The sequence below is a fragment of the Agromyces sp. PvR057 genome (assembly GCF_040547485.1).
GTDB lineage: Bacteria > Actinomycetota > Actinomycetes > Actinomycetales > Microbacteriaceae > Agromyces.
This window is the reverse complement of the sequence record NZ_JBEPPT010000002.1, coordinates 16142-30905: the sequence shown is the minus strand read 5'-3', so window position 1 is coordinate 30905 and position 14764 is coordinate 16142. Positions and strand designations below refer to the sequence as shown.

The 14764-nt window shown below is 73.9% G+C and carries 14 protein-coding genes; 7 read left to right on the top strand and 7 right to left on the bottom strand.

The window, feature by feature from the left end; translation table 11 throughout:
* Nucleotides 1–8: 8 nt before the first annotated feature.
* The gene (locus ABIC29_RS09395; RefSeq protein WP_354244718.1) at nt 9–1319 is read right to left on the bottom strand and encodes an ABC transporter substrate-binding protein; all 1311 of its coding nucleotides are present in this window, start codon (nt 1317–1319) and stop codon (nt 9–11) included.
* Between the two features lie 261 nt (nt 1320–1580).
* On the bottom strand, nt 1581–2363 hold the full coding sequence (locus ABIC29_RS09390; protein WP_116084599.1) for an IclR family transcriptional regulator: 783 nt from the start codon (nt 2361–2363) through the stop codon (nt 1581–1583).
* An 81-nt stretch (nt 2364–2444) separates the two neighbouring features.
* On the opposite strand from ABIC29_RS09390, the gene hutH reads away from it, so the two are divergent.
* From hutH to hutI, 4 genes are all read left to right on the top strand, one after another.
* Nucleotides 2445–4118: a histidine ammonia-lyase gene (gene hutH, locus ABIC29_RS09385; RefSeq protein WP_354244713.1), complete on the top strand. Its 1674-nt coding sequence runs from the start codon at nt 2445–2447 to the stop codon at nt 4116–4118.
* A gap of 229 nt (nt 4119–4347) precedes the next feature.
* Nucleotides 4348–5724, top strand: a complete 1377-nt coding sequence (locus tag ABIC29_RS09380) for a M23 family metallopeptidase (RefSeq protein WP_354244710.1) — start codon at nt 4348–4350, stop codon at nt 5722–5724.
* A 136-nt stretch (nt 5725–5860) separates the two neighbouring features.
* On the top strand, nt 5861–7570 hold the full coding sequence (gene hutU, locus ABIC29_RS09375; RefSeq protein WP_354244707.1) for a urocanate hydratase: 1710 nt from the start codon (nt 5861–5863) through the stop codon (nt 7568–7570).
* 4 nt (nt 7571–7574) lie between these two features.
* Nucleotides 7575–8822 (top strand): imidazolonepropionase, encoded by a 1248-nt coding sequence (hutI, locus tag ABIC29_RS09370; RefSeq protein WP_354244704.1) that lies wholly within the window; start codon nt 7575–7577, stop codon nt 8820–8822.
* A gap of 46 nt (nt 8823–8868) precedes the next feature.
* On the opposite strand, the gene ABIC29_RS09365 is transcribed toward hutI, so the two are convergent.
* From ABIC29_RS09365 to ABIC29_RS09355, 3 genes are read right to left on the bottom strand one after another with little or no spacing between them, the layout of a single operon-like run.
* Complete coding sequence (locus ABIC29_RS09365) at nt 8869–9126, bottom strand: DUF6510 family protein (protein WP_354244701.1); 258 nt, start codon at nt 9124–9126, stop codon at nt 8869–8871.
* Nucleotides 9126–9932 carry an FAD-binding oxidoreductase gene (locus ABIC29_RS09360; protein WP_354244698.1) on the bottom strand — a complete coding sequence of 269 codons (807 nt, stop codon included), beginning with the start codon at nt 9930–9932 and terminating at the stop codon, nt 9126–9128. The genes ABIC29_RS09365 and ABIC29_RS09360 overlap by 1 nt, the downstream gene beginning before the upstream one ends.
* Nucleotides 9929–10519 (bottom strand): molybdopterin-dependent oxidoreductase, encoded by a 591-nt coding sequence (locus ABIC29_RS09355; protein WP_354244695.1) that lies wholly within the window; start codon nt 10517–10519, stop codon nt 9929–9931. Before ABIC29_RS09355 ends, ABIC29_RS09360 begins: the two co-directional genes overlap by 4 nt.
* Nucleotides 10520–10640: 121 nt before the next feature.
* Here ABIC29_RS09355 and ABIC29_RS09350 point away from each other — a divergent pair, with 121 nt between their 5' ends.
* From ABIC29_RS09350 to ABIC29_RS09340, 3 genes are read left to right on the top strand one after another with little or no spacing between them, the layout of a single operon-like run.
* On the top strand, nt 10641–11978 hold the full coding sequence (locus ABIC29_RS09350) for a molybdopterin molybdotransferase MoeA (RefSeq protein WP_354244692.1): 1338 nt from the start codon (nt 10641–10643) through the stop codon (nt 11976–11978).
* The gene (mobA, locus tag ABIC29_RS09345; protein WP_354244690.1) at nt 11975–12715 is read left to right on the top strand and encodes a molybdenum cofactor guanylyltransferase; all 741 of its coding nucleotides are present in this window, start codon (nt 11975–11977) and stop codon (nt 12713–12715) included. Before ABIC29_RS09350 ends, mobA begins: the two co-directional genes overlap by 4 nt.
* Nucleotides 12712–12978, top strand: coding sequence for a DUF6457 domain-containing protein (locus ABIC29_RS09340; RefSeq protein WP_116084621.1), 267 nt, complete (start codon nt 12712–12714; stop codon nt 12976–12978). The genes mobA and ABIC29_RS09340 overlap by 4 nt, the downstream gene beginning before the upstream one ends.
* Before the next feature lie 164 nt (nt 12979–13142).
* Here ABIC29_RS09340 and ABIC29_RS09335 read toward each other — a convergent pair whose 3' ends face one another.
* Together ABIC29_RS09335 and moaCB are read right to left on the bottom strand one after the other, a co-directional pair.
* A complete protein-coding gene (locus tag ABIC29_RS09335) occupies nt 13143–13592 on the bottom strand; it encodes a molybdenum cofactor biosynthesis protein MoaE (RefSeq protein ID WP_354244687.1) in 450 nt (149 codons plus the stop codon).
* Nucleotides 13585–14721 (bottom strand): bifunctional molybdenum cofactor biosynthesis protein MoaC/MoaB, encoded by a 1137-nt coding sequence (gene moaCB, locus ABIC29_RS09330; protein ID WP_354244684.1) that lies wholly within the window; start codon nt 14719–14721, stop codon nt 13585–13587. The genes ABIC29_RS09335 and moaCB overlap by 8 nt, the downstream gene beginning before the upstream one ends.
* Between the last annotated feature and the right edge of the window lie 43 nt (nt 14722–14764).

Genomic DNA, 14764 nt, shown 5'->3' with positions numbered 1-14764 from the left:
AAGGCGGATCAGTCGACCGAGATGCCGCGGTTCTCGAGATCCTCGACGGTGGCGTCCTGCGCGTCCGCGAAGATGTCCTGCAGCTTCGCGGAGCCGGCGCGAACCGCCGCGGAGCCGTCGGACAGGGACGTGAAGGTGGTCGGCGTCGCCGGCCCCCAGACCCAGCCCTCGGGGATCGACTCGAGCGAGGCCGCGGCGATCTCGTAGATGTCCTGGCCGCCGTAGAAGGTCGGGTCGAATGCCTCGACCGCCGCGGCGCGGGCGTCCTCGTTGACCGGGAAGACGGTCGAGGCCCCGAGCGAGATGCGGGCCTCGATGCCGGCGGGATCGGTCGTCATCCAGCGGATGAACTCGACCGCGGCCTCGGTCTTCTCACTGTCGCGGGTGACCGCGAAGCTCGACCCGCCGTACATCGCGCTCGAGGGCTCGTCGGTCGGGGAGGGAACCTGGGCGACCTTCCACATGCCGGCCTGCTCGGGGTACGTCGACGCGAGGCCGGCGCCGTACCAGGCGCCGCTCACGACCGAGAGCAGCTGGCCGGCGGCCTGCTTCTGTGCGAGCACCTCGGCTTCGTCGGTCCAGACGAGGCCCTCGTCGATCAGCCCTTGGTGGAATGCCGCGGCCTCCGTGGTCTCGCTGCCGTCGATGTCGATCGACCACGCGTCGTCTTCGACGGTCGACCACGTCGCGCCGTTCTGCCAGGCGACGGCCGCGTACAGGGCCGGGTCGCCGAGGATGCTCGCGCCGAGGCGCACGTTCGGGTCGGCGGCGGCGACCTTCGCGGCGGCGGCGTGGTATTCCTCCCACGTGGTCGGCACCTCGATGCCGTACTGCTCGAACAGGTCGGCCCGGTAGTAGAACTCGAGCACGCCGGCGTCGAGCGGGACCGACCAGGTCTTGCCGCCGAAGTTGACGAGCGACTGCACGGACGGGGAGAACCCCTCGGCGACGAGATCTCCGGCGGACTCGGTGATGTCCTGGATGACGCCCTGCGTGGCCATCTCGGAGACGCGGGGGTACTCGATCGTGACGACGTCGGGGGCGGTGCCGGCCTCGACCTCGTTCGAGATCTGCGTGTAGTTGTCCTTCGCCGAGGCGACCTGCTTGAAGGTGACCTCGACGTCGTCCTGCGCGTCGTTGAACGCGGCGACGACTTCCTCCGACCCGCGCAGCCACGACGAGAACGTGATCTCGACGGGCTCGGACGGACCGTCGGCGCTGTCGGATGCCGCGGGCGAGGAGCAGGCGGCGAGGCCGAGGCCGAAGATGGCGATGGTGGTGGCTGCGAGGACCGCACGGGTGCGGGGATTGTGCTTCATTGAACGACTCCTTCTCGGGGGTGCCACCAATTTCCGTTCCCGAGTGATCAAAGTCAAGTCGATTCGTGCAAAAGCGTCACTTCTATGATCATTCGTTCAAAACGATCATTGTGTAACCCCTCAGTACCGGATGCCGGGGCGCCGTCGATGATCGCATGCCGACGTGGTTCCGCCCGCATCGGGGAAGTCGGGCACGCCCGACGGGGCTCGGGTGCCCGCCTCCACCCGCCCTCGAGTCCAGGACCGGTCGGATGCCGCCCGTCAGCGCCCGCCGCCGATGCGCCGCGCCAGGGTCGAGGCGGCGTCGAGCACCTCGGCGACGACCCGGTCGCGCAGCTCCAGCTCGGCGTCGTCGGGGAACGTGACCGCGATCGCCGCCGCCGGCCAGCCGAGGTGGTCGATCACGGGCGCCCCCGCCGAGGCGAGCCCTGGCGTCACCTCGCCGTCCTCGGCCGCCCAGCCGCGCGTGCGCACCTCGGCGAGCACCCGCTTCAGGCGCCCGTACGACCAGTCCGCCGCATCCGCCTCGGATGACGGATGCCGCGACGCGAACGCCGCGCGGTCGGGGTAGAGCGCGCGCAGCTGGGCCGGCGGCAGTTCGGCGAGCATCGCCCGCCCGGTCGCGGTGAGGTGCGCGGGAAGGCGCACGCCCACGTCGGTCACGAGCGACGGACGCCGGGGCGCGCGCTCCTCGACGAGGTAGAGCACGTCGCGCCCGTGCAGCACGGCCAGATGGCCGCTCTCGCCGAGCCGGTCGACGAGCGCCGCGACCAGCGGACGCCCGAGCCGGGCGAGCGGCTGCTGGCGGCTGAACCCGCTCGAGAGCTCGAACGCGGCGACGCCGAGGCCGTAGCGGCGCTCCTCCGGCAGGTGCACGACGAAGCCGCGCTCGGCCATCACCGCGAGCAGGTGGTACACGGTCGAGCGGGGGACCCCGAGCGCCTGCGCGATGGTCGCGGCGGGCACGGGTCCGCGCTGCGCGGCGAGGTGGCTGAGGATCGCGAGCGTCTGGTCGGCGGCGGGCACCTTCGACGGCGTCTCCATGCGACCTCCTTGTCTGGAATCCCGGACGCCAGCGTACTCCCGGCCATTCGCGCACGCGCGGGTGCACGCTGGAATGGACCCATGAGCACCATCGCGCCCGCCGACCCGACCACCTCGTCCGCGGCATCCGTCACCGTCGGCGTCGGCCCCCTGAGCATCGACGAGGTCGTCGCGGTCGCCAGGCGCGGGGCATCCGTCGTGCTCGACCCGGCCGCACTCGACGAGGTGGAGCGCAGCCGCGCGATCATCGAGGGGCTCGCGGCCGATCCCGAGCCGCACTACGGCATCTCGACGGGCTTCGGCGCGCTCGCGACCACGTTCATCGCCGACGACCGCCGCGCGCAGCTGCAGGCGAGCCTCGTGCGCTCGCACGCCGCGGGCTCCGGCGCCGAGGTCGAGCGCGAGGTCGTGCGCGCCCTCATGCTCCTGCGCCTGTCGACGCTCATGACCGGCCGCACGGGCGTGCGCCGCGTCACCGCCGAGACGTACGCGGCGATCCTGAACGCCGGCATCACCCCGGTCGTGCGCGAGTACGGTTCGCTCGGCTGCTCGGGCGACCTCGCGCCCCTCTCGCACTGCGCGCTCGTCGCCATGGGCGAGGGCGAGGCACGCGTCAGCGGGCCTCGCCCTCGAACGGCGGCAGCCGTAGCGCGTGAAGCGCGCAGCGCCGAGCCGCGTCCCGCGGAAGACTCCGAGACGCAGGCCCCGCCCGCAACCGTCCTCATGTCGGCGAGCGAAGCCCTCGCCGCGGCCGGCATCGCGCCGCTCCGCCTCGGCGAGAAGGAGGGCCTCGCCCTGATCAACGGCACCGACGGCATGCTCGGCATGCTCGCCCTCGCGATCGACGACCTGCGGATGCTGCTCGCCACCGCCGACGTCGCTGCGGCGATGAGCGTCGAGGGCCTCATGGGCACCGACGCCGTGTTCGCCGAGGACCTGCACCGCCTGCGCCCGCAGCGCGGACAGGCCGTCTCGGCGTCGAACCTGCGACGGCTGCTCGCCGGCTCCCCCATCGTCGCGAGCCACAAGGGCCCCGAGTGCACGCGTGTGCAGGACGCCTACTCGCTGCGCTGCGCCCCGCAGGTGCACGGCGCCGCCCGCGACACGCTCGACCACGCGGCATCCGTCGCCGACGCCGAGCTCGCGAGCGCGATCGACAACCCGGTGCTCACGCCGGACGGCCGCGTCGAGTCGAACGGCAACTTCCACGGCGCCCCGGTGGCGTACGTGCTCGACTTCCTCGCGATCGCGGTGGCGGATGTCGCGTCGATGAGCGAGCGGCGCACCGACCGGTTCCTCGACCGGGCGCGCAACCAGGGCCTGCCCCCGTTCCTCGCGCACGAGGTCGGCGTCGACTCCGGCCTCATGATCGCGCAGTACACCGCCGCCGGGATCGTCTCGGAGCTGAAGCGCCTCGCGGTGCCCGCGTCCGTCGACTCGATCCCGTCGTCGGCCATGCAGGAGGACCACGTCTCTATGGGCTGGGCCGCGGCCCGCAAGCTGCGCCGCTCGATCGACGGCCTCACCCGCGTGCTCGCGATCGAGGTCATGACGGCCTCGCGCGGACTCGCCCTGCGCGCGCCGCTCGAGCCCGGCGCCGCGACCGGAGCCGTCGTCTCGCTCGTCGCCGAGGTGGGCGCCGTGCCGGGGCCCGACCGGTTCCTCTCGCCCGAGATCGAGGCGATCACCGCGCTCGTGGCCGCCGGCGTCGTGCGCGACCGGGCTGCCGCAGCCCTCGACGCGCCGCTCGCCTGAGCGCTGACGAGCCGTCCGCGCAGGGGGCGATGCCCGTTCGAGCAGAGGGGCATCCGGGCACCCCCTTAACAGGTCACAGGCGGCGTTTCAACGGTTGTGCGGGTCCAACCGCGGTGCCAGACTGAACGAAGTCGGCGTCCCGCCGACAGCTCGAATGGACCCAATGACGCCGCATCGTTCTCACCCGGATTCGCCCCGCACGCCAGTCGCGCGAGGCGGCCGTCGTGCAGTGGCGGCGGTTTCGGCCATCGCCCTCACGGTGCTCGTCGGCATCGTCGGCTCGAGCCCCTCGTATGCCGAGGAGACGCCGCCACCGACCTCCGCGGCGACCGAGCCGACCGACTCGCCCGAGTCGACGCCGACGCCGGAGCCCTCCGAGCCGGCTCCGACGCCGACCACCGAGCCGACGCCGACGCCCGAACCGACGCCGACACCGACGCCGACGCCGACGCCCGAGCCCACGCCGACGCCGACCCCCGAGCCCACGCCGACCCCCACGCCGACGCCGACGCCCGAGCCCACGCCGACCCCCACGCCGGCTCCCCCCGTGACCGCGCCGACGCCCACCGCCGCTGCGATCGCCGCCGACGTCGTCTTCAGCGGTGAGGGTCCGGTCCTGCGGGTCTCGTCGGGTGCGAACCGCGATGTCACGTCGCTCCTCGCGGCGCGCACGTCGATCGACCTCGCGACCAAGACGCTCCGCAAGGCCGAGTCCTCCCTCGCCGACGCCAAGTCGACCCGCGAGGTCGCCCGCTCCCTCGCCCGCCGGGCCGACACCGATGCGGCCGAGCTCCGCTCCCTCGCGGATGCCGCGGGGCGCGCCTACTTCGCCGCCGCCAACAGCGACGGCAGCACGGTCTCATCGCTCGACGCCGTGTTCGGCTCCGGCAAGGACCTCCTCGCCGGCCTCGCCGGCATGGCCAGGGTCTCGAAGGTCGCCGGCGACGCCGCGGCGCTCGAGAAGATCGCCGCCACCCGCGACGCCGATGCCGACGCCGCCGAGGCGAAGGCCGAAGAGGCCTGGGCTGCGGCCGATGCCGTCGGAGTCGACGACCGCGAAGCCGAGGTGGACGACGCCGAGATCGTGCTCGCCAACGCCCGCGACTCGCTCAGCGGGCTGCAGGCGAAGGCCGCAGCCGAGAGCATCGCGCTGATCGACACGCTGCCCGCCGATTCGGGACAGCTCAGCGACCAGGGCTGGTCGCAGCCGGTCGCCGGCCGACTCACCGACGGCTACGGACCCCGGCCCGTCAAGCCGGTCGCCGGCGTCAACGAGTTCCATCGAGGCACGGATGTCGCGGCATCCTGCAAGACCCCGGTCTTCGCCGCGACGGGCGGCGTCGTGGTCGAGGCGCGCGCGAACGGCAGCTACGGCAACTGGATCCTGATCGACCACGGCACCGGCGTCTCGACGGGCTACGCGCACCTCGTCGACGGCGGCATCCTCGTGAGCCCCGGCGAGACGGTGGCCCCCGGGCAGCTCATCGGCCTGGTCGGCAGCACCGGCGCCTCGACGGGATGCCACCTGCACTTCGAGGTTCGTCTCGACGGCGTCGCGGTCGACGCCCGGCCGTTCATGGCGGCGCGCGGCATCCTCATCGGCTGACGCCCGCCCCAGGAGGTCAGCACCGCCGACGCCCGACCGCCGGCATCTCGAGTTGTCGACGACCTCGTCTGGGATCCCGGACGCCTCGCCCGCGGCATCCGTTGTCGGCGCCGCACCCGTGGTGTGGGATCAGACCATGACCGACGCACCGACGACCATCGAGCACTCCACCGCCGCCGACACCGACGCCGCACACGGCCCGCGCCCCGTCCGCGCCGCACGCGGCACGACGCTCTCGGCGAAGAGCTGGCAGACCGAGGCGCCGCTGCGCATGCTCATGAACAACCTCGACCCCGAGGTCGCCGAACGGCCGGACGACCTCGTCGTCTACGGCGGCACGGGAAAGGCCGCGCGCAACTGGGCGTCGTTCGACGCGATCGTGCGCACGCTCGAGGGCCTCGAGTCCGACGAGACGCTGCTCGTGCAGTCGGGCAAGCCGGTCGGCGTGTTCCGCACGCACGAGTGGGCGCCGCGGGTGCTCATCGCGAACTCGAACCTCGTCGGCGACTGGGCGACGTGGCCCGAGTTCCGCAGGCTCGAGCAGCAGGGCCTCACGATGTACGGCCAGATGACGGCCGGCTCGTGGATCTACATCGGCACGCAGGGCATCCTGCAGGGCACCTACGAGACGTTCGGCGCGATCGCCCGCGCACGGTTCGGCGGCACCCTCGCCGGCACGCTGACCCTGACCGGCGGCTGCGGCGGCATGGGCGGCGCGCAGCCCCTCGCCGTGACCATGAACGAGGGCGCGGTGCTCATCGTCGACGTCGACGCCACGCACCTCCAGCGCCGGGTCGACCACGGCTACCTCGATGAGATGACCGCCGACCTCGACGACGCGATCGAGCGCGTGCTCGCCGCGAAGGCCTCGCGCACGCCCCTCAGCGTCGGCCTCGTGGGCAACGCGGCATCCGTGTTCCCCGAACTGCTGCGCCGCGGGGTGCCGATCGACATCGTCACCGACCAGACGAGCGCGCACGACCCGCTGAGCTACCTGCCCGAGGGCGTGAGCGTGGCCGAATGGCATGCGCTCGCGGCATCCGACCCCGAGGCCTTCACCGATCGCGCCCGGGCGAGCATGGCCACGCAGGTGCAGGCCATGGTCGAGTTCCAGGATGCCGGCGCCGAGGTCTTCGACTACGGCAACTCGATCCGCCGCGAAGCCGAGCTCGGCGGCTACGACCGCGCGTTCGCGTTCCCGGGCTTCGTGCCCGCCTACATCCGCCCGCTCTTCGCCGAGGGCAAGGGCCCGTTCCGCTGGGCGGCCCTCTCGGGCGATCCGGCCGACATCGCCGCGACCGATCGCGCGATCCTCGAACTGTTCCCCGAGGACGAGCACCTGCGCCGCTGGATCACGCAGGCCGGCGAGAAGGTGCACTTCGAGGGCCTGCCCGCCCGCATCTGCTGGCTCGGCTACCAGGAACGCCACCTCGCGGGCCTGAAGTTCAACGAGATGGTCGCGTCGGGCGAGCTCTCCGCGCCCGTCGTCATCGGCCGCGACCACCTCGACTCCGGCAGCGTCGCGAGCCCCTACCGCGAGACCGAGGCGATGGCCGACGGCTCCGACGCGATCGCCGACTGGCCGCTGCTCAACGCGTTGCTCAACACGGCCTCCGGCGCGACCTGGGTGTCGCTGCACCACGGCGGCGGCGTCGGCATCGGGCGCTCGATCCACGCCGGCCAGGTGATCGTCGCCGATGGCACCGACCTCGCCGCTGAGAAGATCGCGCGCGTGCTCGTGAACGACCCGGGCACCGGCGTCATGCGGCACGTCGACGCGGGCTACGAGCGCGCACGTGAGGTCGCCGCCGAGCGCGGGCTGCGCGTGCCCATGCAGGAGGGCTGAGCGGATGCCGCGTCGCACCCTCGTCACGAACATCGGCGAGCTCGTCACGAACGACCCGGCGCCGGGCCGCGAGGGCGGGCCGCTCGGCATCGTGCGCGATGCCGCCGTGCTCCTCGACGGCGGGCTCGTGACCTGGGTGGGCCCATCGAGTAGCGGCGCCGCAGGCGACGCGTATCGAGACGCCCCACCGGAGATCGTCGACGCGGGCGGCCGCGCCGTCATCCCCGGCTTCGTCGACAGCCACACGCACCTCGTGTTCGGCGGCGACCGGGCCGACGAGTTCACGGCGCGCATGGCGGGGCAGGCGTACGAGGCGGGCGGCATCCGCTCGACCGTCGCAGCGACCCGCGCCGCGAGCGATGACGAGCTCCGCGACCGCCTCGCCGGGTTCGTCGCCGAACTGCACGCGCAGGGCACGACGACGTTCGAGGTCAAGTCCGGCTACGGCCTGAGCGTCGCCGACGAGCAGCGGCTCGTGCGACTCGCGCGGGAGGTCACCGACGAGGTGACGTTCCTCGGCGCGCACGTCGTGCCGTTCGAGTTCCGCGAGGACCCCGCGTTCGGCGAGCCCGGCAGCCCCGAGGCGTCCGCCCGTGCCGCCGACGCCTACGTCGACCTCGTCGTCGGCGACATGCTCGACGCCTGCGCCCCGCACGCGCGCTGGGTCGACGCCTTCTGCGAGCGCGGCGCCTTCACGCCCGAGCAGTCGCGCCGAGTGCTCGAGGCGGGCGCCGCGGCCGGCCTCGGCATCCGCGTGCACGGCAACCAGCTCGGCCCCGGCGGCGGAGTCCGTCTCGCGGTCGAGCTGGGCGCGGCATCCGTCGACCACTGCACCCACCTCGACGATGCGGATGTCGCGGCGCTCGCGGCATCCGGGACCGTCGCGACGCTGCTGCCGGGCGTCGAGTTCTCGACGAGACAGCCGTACCCCGATGCTCGGCGCCTCATCGACGCGGGCGTGACGGTCGCGCTCGCGAGCGACTGCAACCCCGGTTCGAGCTTCACGAGTTCGCTGCCGTTCTGCATCGCGGTCGCGGTGCGCGACATGGGCATGACCCCCGCCGAGGCGCTCTGGGCGTCGACCGCGGGCGGCGCGGTGGCGCTTCGGCGAGCGGATGTCGGGGCGATCCGCCCCGGCGCACGCGCCGACCTCGTCGAGCTCGACGCCCCGAGCCACGTGCACCTCGCCTATCGGCCGGGCGTGCCGCTGGTGCGGCGCGTCTGGGCCGCGGGCGAGCTCGTCGCCGGCTGACCGCTCTGCCGCGCGGGCGACGCGCCGGCGACGCGCCGGCACGCGCTCAGGCCCGACGCACCTCGAGCGCGCTCACGCCGCTGAACCCGAGCCATGCGCGATCGCCCGCCTCGACGAGGGTCGCGAGCACGTGGTCGCACGAGCCGCACCGCACGACCGTGCCGGCCGGGCTCGTGAACACGAGCGCCCGCGCGAACTCCGAGACCGTGCCGCAGCCGTTGCACCGCGCCCTCGCCTCGGTGACGTCGAACGAGAAGTAGTCGGCCAGCGGCCCCGCAAGGGCGTTGCCATCGAGGTGATCCATCAGGTTCCTCCGAATCGTTCGGTGCGGATGGCGCGAGCGTCGTGCCCGAGCTCGATGAGCCAGGACGCGACCCGCTCCACGAACCCGGTCGAGCCGCACACGTAGACGCGCGGCGCCTCGGTCGCGGGGATGACGGCCGAGGCCAGCACGTCGCGGGTGATGCGACCCGCCGGCACGGGCCATCCGTCGGGCGCGGTGCGCGTGTACACGAGGTCGAGCTCGAAGGGGGCGGATGCCGCGGTGAGCCGTTCGAGCTCGGCGGCGAAGAAGACGTCTCGGGGCGTGCGCACCGAGTAGAGCAGGCGGAACGGCGTCGCGTCCGCGGCGTCGCCGTGCGCCTGCGCCATGGCGACGAGCGGCACCACGCCCGAGCCGCCCGCGATGAGCTGCACGGGACGCGCGGCATCCGACCCGGCGACATCCGGTCCGGCATCCGACCCGGCCGCGTCCGTCGCCGGTTGCCAGACGAAGAACGCGCCGAGCGGGCCGTGCACCTCGAAGCGGTCGCCCGCGCGGGCGACGTCGACGAGGAACGGCGACACCTCGCCGTCCGGCACGCGGTCGACTGCGAGCACGACGCGGGTCGCATCACCCGTCGCGGGCCCCGACGAGGCGATCGAGTACGACCGGGTCGCGGTGTACCCGTCGGGCGCGGTCAGCCGCACATCGAGGTGCTGCCCTGCGGCGTTGCCTGGCCAGCCCTCGACGTCGAGCTCGAGGCGGGCGGCCGTGGCGGTCTCGGGGGTGTTCGCGACGACGGTGGCGGCGTGCCAGCCCGAACGCGGAACGGAGGGGCGCCCGATCACCAGTACCGCTCCTCCTGCCAGGGGTCGCCGTGGATGTGGTACCCGTTCTGCTCCCAGAACCCCGGGTCGTCGCGCGGCATCATCACGAGCGAGCGCACCCACTTCGCGCTCTTCCAGAAGTACAGGTGCGGCACGAGCAGGCGCGCGGGGCCGCCGTGCTCGGGGTCGAGCGGCTCGCCGTCGAACTCGGTCGCGATCCACGCCTGCCCGTCGAGCAGCTCGTCGAGCGGCACGTTCGTCGTGTAGCCGCCGTAGCTGTGCGCCATGACGAAGTCGAACTGCGACTCGACGTTCTCGAACAGCGTGTCGAGCGAGACGCCCCGCCAGCTCGTGCCGAGCTTGGACCAGTGCGTGACGCAGTGGATGTCGGTCGCGATGTCCTCGGCCGGCAGGGCGTTGAACTCGTCCCACGTCCACTTGTGCGTTCCGGCCTCGGTGATGATGCTGAAGGCCCACTCCGCGGTGTCGACCTCGGGGGTCGGCCCTGCCGAGAGCACCGGGAAGTCGTGCACGAGCGTCTGGCCGGGTGGCAGACGGTCGTCGCGATCCCGTGACCTGCCGCCGAATCCTCGTGTGACGAATGACATCCGCACTTCCTCCCGCTCGACTGCGCTTCGAACTGCTCGGTCCCCCCGCCTGACGATACCGACGCAGCGCCCGCCTGTCACCGGTCGCCGGGCGACCGGAGGTCGGCGCTACCGTAGACGCATGCCGAGCACGCGGGCCGCGTTCCACGAGACGGCCACCCTGATCCCGGTGGCGGCGCACCTCGAGCGGGTGCTCGCGGCGGTTCGAGCCGACGCGCGGGCGCGGGCCACGGCCGTCGACCGCGTCGAGACCGTGCGACTCGCGGATGCCGCGGGGCGCGTGCTCGCGGCATCCGTCGACGCCGTGTTGGCCTCGCCCCCCTTCGACAACTCGGCCATGGACGGCTTCGCCGTGCGGTGGGCGGATGTCTCGCCGGCGACGCCCGACGCCCCGGTGACGCTGCGCGTGGTCGCCGATCACGCGGCCGGCTCGGCGAGCACGCTCGACGCGGCGCCGCTCGGCCGGGGCGAGGCCGCCCGCATCATGACCGGGGCGCCCGTGCCCGCGGGCGCGGACACCGTGGTGCCGGTCGAGCGCACCGACGGCGGCGGCACGGTCGCCGACGCCGACGCCGCGCATCTCGTGCGGGTCTTCAGCGCTCCCGACCTCGGCCGGCACATCCGCCGCGCCGGCGAGGACCTGCGCATCGGCGACCGCCTGCTCGACGCCGGCACGCTGCTCGGTCCCCGTCAGGTCGCGGCCGCGGCGACGGCCGGCCACGGAACCCTCGAGGTCGTGCGCAGGCCCCGCGTCACGGCCGTCGCGACCGGCAGCGAGCTCACCGAGCCGGGCGGGGCGCTCCTGCCGGGCCGCATCCCCGACTCGAACTCGCTGCTGCTCGCCGGACTCGTGCGCGACGCGGGCTGCGAGCTCGTCGAGGTCGTGCGCATGCCCGACGACGAGCGGCTGCTCCGCGCGTGGCTCGACGGCCTCGGGCCCCGCGACGCCGTCGTGTTCACGGGCGGCGTGAGCGTCGGCGCATACGACGTCGTGCGACGCGTGCTGTCCGAGCTCGGCACGGTCGACTTCGTCCGCGTGGCCATGCAGCCCGGATCCCCGCAGGCGTTCGGCCGGCTCGCCGACGGCACCCCCGTGTTCGGGCTGCCGGGCAACCCGGTCGCGGTCGCCGTGTCGTTCGAGGTGTTCGTGCGTCCGGCGCTGCTCGCGTTGCAGGGCCGGCCCGACGTGCAGCGGCGCAGGCTCCGCGCGACCGCCGCGCTGGGCTGGGATTCGCCGGCCGGCCGCCTCCAGGTCATGCCCGTGTCCTTCGTCGAGGCCGAGTGCGACGGCGACAGGCCAGACGCGCTCGCATCGCCCGCCGTGCGGCCCGCGACGCGCGGCGGCGCGGGCTCGCACCTCTCGGGCGGGCTCGCCGCGGCATCCGGATTCGCCGTCGTTCCCGAGCACGTCGTGCGCGTCGAGCCGGGCGACGTCGTCGAGGTGCTGGTGATCCCATGACGGAACCGCTCACGGATCGGGCGACGGATGCCGCGACGCGCCCCCTCGACGCGGTGCTCCTCGCGGGCGGGCGGGCCACGCGCCTCGGCGGTGCGAGCAAGCCCGAGCAGGCGGTCGGCGGACGCACGCTGCTCGAGCTCGCCATCGACGCAGCCCGGCGCGCCGGCGCCCGGCGCATCGTCGTGGTCGGACCGTCGTCGCTGAACGCGCCCGGATGCCTCGTCGTGCGCGAGGATCCGCCGTTCGGCGGCCCCGTCGCCGCGATCGCCGCCGGGCTCGCCGCGCTCGACGAGCCCGCCGCCGCGCCTCCGCGCCGGTCGAGGAGCGACGCGTCTCGAGACTCCGCCGACCCGGCACCCGACGTGCTCGTGCTCGCCTGCGACCTCCCGCGGGCACCCGCCGCGGTCGAACGCCTGCTCACGGGCCGCTGGCGGCACCCTGCCGCGGACGGCGTCTGCCTCGTCGATGCCGACGGACGCACCCAGTGGCTCACGGCGATCTGCAGCCGCGCTTCGCTCGACCGCGCCCTGGCCCTGCTCGACGGGCCTGCCGATGGCGCCGCCATGCGACAGGTCATGGGCCGGCTCGACCTCGCCGAGGTCGCCGACCACGGCACCGCCGCCGACGTCGACACGTGGCCAGATCTCGAACGCGCCCGCGTGCCGACCCGCCTCCGCGCTGACGTGCGCACCGCACGACCCGCCGAGACCGAGACCGACCCCGAGGAGCACCCATGACCGCCGACATCGAGCCACCGAACCAGTCGACCCCTGCCGAGGTCGACGCCTGGGTCGCCGAGGTCGCCGCCGCACTCGGCCTCGACCCGTCCGACGTGCCGGTGGGCGACATCCTCGACCTCACCAGGCGCGTCGCCCACGGCATCGCCCGCCCGGCGGGCCCGGTCACCGCGTTCATGATCGGCCTCGCCGTCGGACGCGGCACGGCGCCCGGCACGGCGAGCGAGGTCGCCGAGCGCATCGGCATCCGCGCCGACGGCTGAGCGCGACCGCCCGCCATCCCTGGCCGGACAGGAGATGCTCGCGACGCGGGTCGAGGTCACCTCGGCGACTGCCGTCGCGTTCTCGGATCCCGAGCTCCGTCGACGGCTACGCGCCGAATCGATCCCGCTCTGAACGCTCGGGTCGGCGGGCGCCGGGCCTCGGCTCAGAGGTTGACCCACTCGGTCGTGCCGCCGTCGAGGTGCTGCCGCTTCCAGATCGGCGTGTGCTCCTTGATGCGGTCGACGAGCAGCGCGCACGCGGCGAACGCCTCCGCCCGATGCGGTGCGGCGACGGATGCCACGAGCGCGACGTCTCCGATCGTGAGCGCCCCGATGCGGTGGGCCGCCGCGACCCGCAGCCCGGTCTCGCGCGCGACCTGCTCGAGCGTCTCGCGCAGGAACTCCTCGGCCGTCGGATGCGCCTCGTAGTCGAGCGCGGTCACGGATTCGCCGTGGTCGTGGTCGCGGATCACGCCCTCGAACGTGACGAGGGCGCCGTTCTCGGGCGAGCCCACGAACGCCTCGATCTCGGCCCGATCGAGCGGGTCGGTGGTGATCCGGGCGAAGGCCTGCGGCCCGGAGATCGCGGAACCCGGTGTGGTGGGCTCAGGCATCGTGGGCTCCTTCGGCGTGCACGGTGGCCGTGGGCGGCACGATCGGCCGCGGTGTCGCGGGCCGGGCAGCGCCGGCCCGCCCGCGCGGCGCATGGTCGACGCCCGCGACCTGGTCGACGAGGTGCGGCAGCAGGTCGTCGAGCACCGCGAGTCCGTCGGCGACGCCGCCGCGCGAGCCCGGAAGGTTGACCACGACCGTGCGTCCGGCGATGCCGGCGCGAGCGCGGCTCAGCGCGGCCGTCGGGGTCGACGCGCGGCCCGCCGCGCGGATCGCCTCGGCCACTCCGGGCAGTTCCTGGTCGAGCACCGCGAGCGTCGCCTCGGGCGTGCGGTCGCCGGGGTTCACGCCCGTGCCGCCCGTCGTGATGAGCACGGAGGGCGAGCCGGCGACGGCCCCGCGGACGGCGTCGGCGATGTCGGCGTCGGCGACCACGACGGGCGCGGGCGTGTCGTATCCACGCTCCCGGAGCCAGTCCACGATCGCCGGGCCCGTCGTGTCGGGCGCCTCGCCCGACGCGGCGCGGGTCGAGGCGACGAGCACGATCGCACGGCGGCCGCCCGCGGCATCCGTCTCGACAGGATCCGGCCCGACCGCGGCCGCCTCGCCGTCTGCAGGTTCGTCGCTCGGCGCGGGATCACTCGCACTCGGCTCGCCCGCGGCATCCGCTCGCCAGACCCCGCGCTTGCCGCCGCGCTTCTCGACCAGGCGGATGCCGCCGGTCCGCGCGGCCGGGTCGACGGCCTTGACCATGTCGTGCAGGGTGAGCGCGGCGACGGCGACGGCCGTGAGCGCCTCCATCTCGATACCCGTGCGGGCGGTCGTCGACACGGTCGCCCTGATCGTGACGGCAGACTGCTCGAACCCGAAGTCGATCGAGACCGCATCGAGCGGCACGATATGCGCGAGCGGGATCAGCTCGCTCGTGCGCTTGGCCGCCGAGATGCCGGCGATGCGGGCGGTGGGCAGCACGTCGGCCTTCTTCAGCTGGTCGCCCTGCACGAGCGCGACCACCTCGGCGGTCGTGTCGAGGCGTCCCTCGGCGATCGCGACGCGCCGGGTCACGGGCTTGCCGCCGACATCGACCATGCGCGCGCGACCGTCGTCGTCGAGATGCGTGAGGGGGTTCATCCCTCCACGCTAGCGACGATCGGCCGCGCCGTTAACCCGGCGA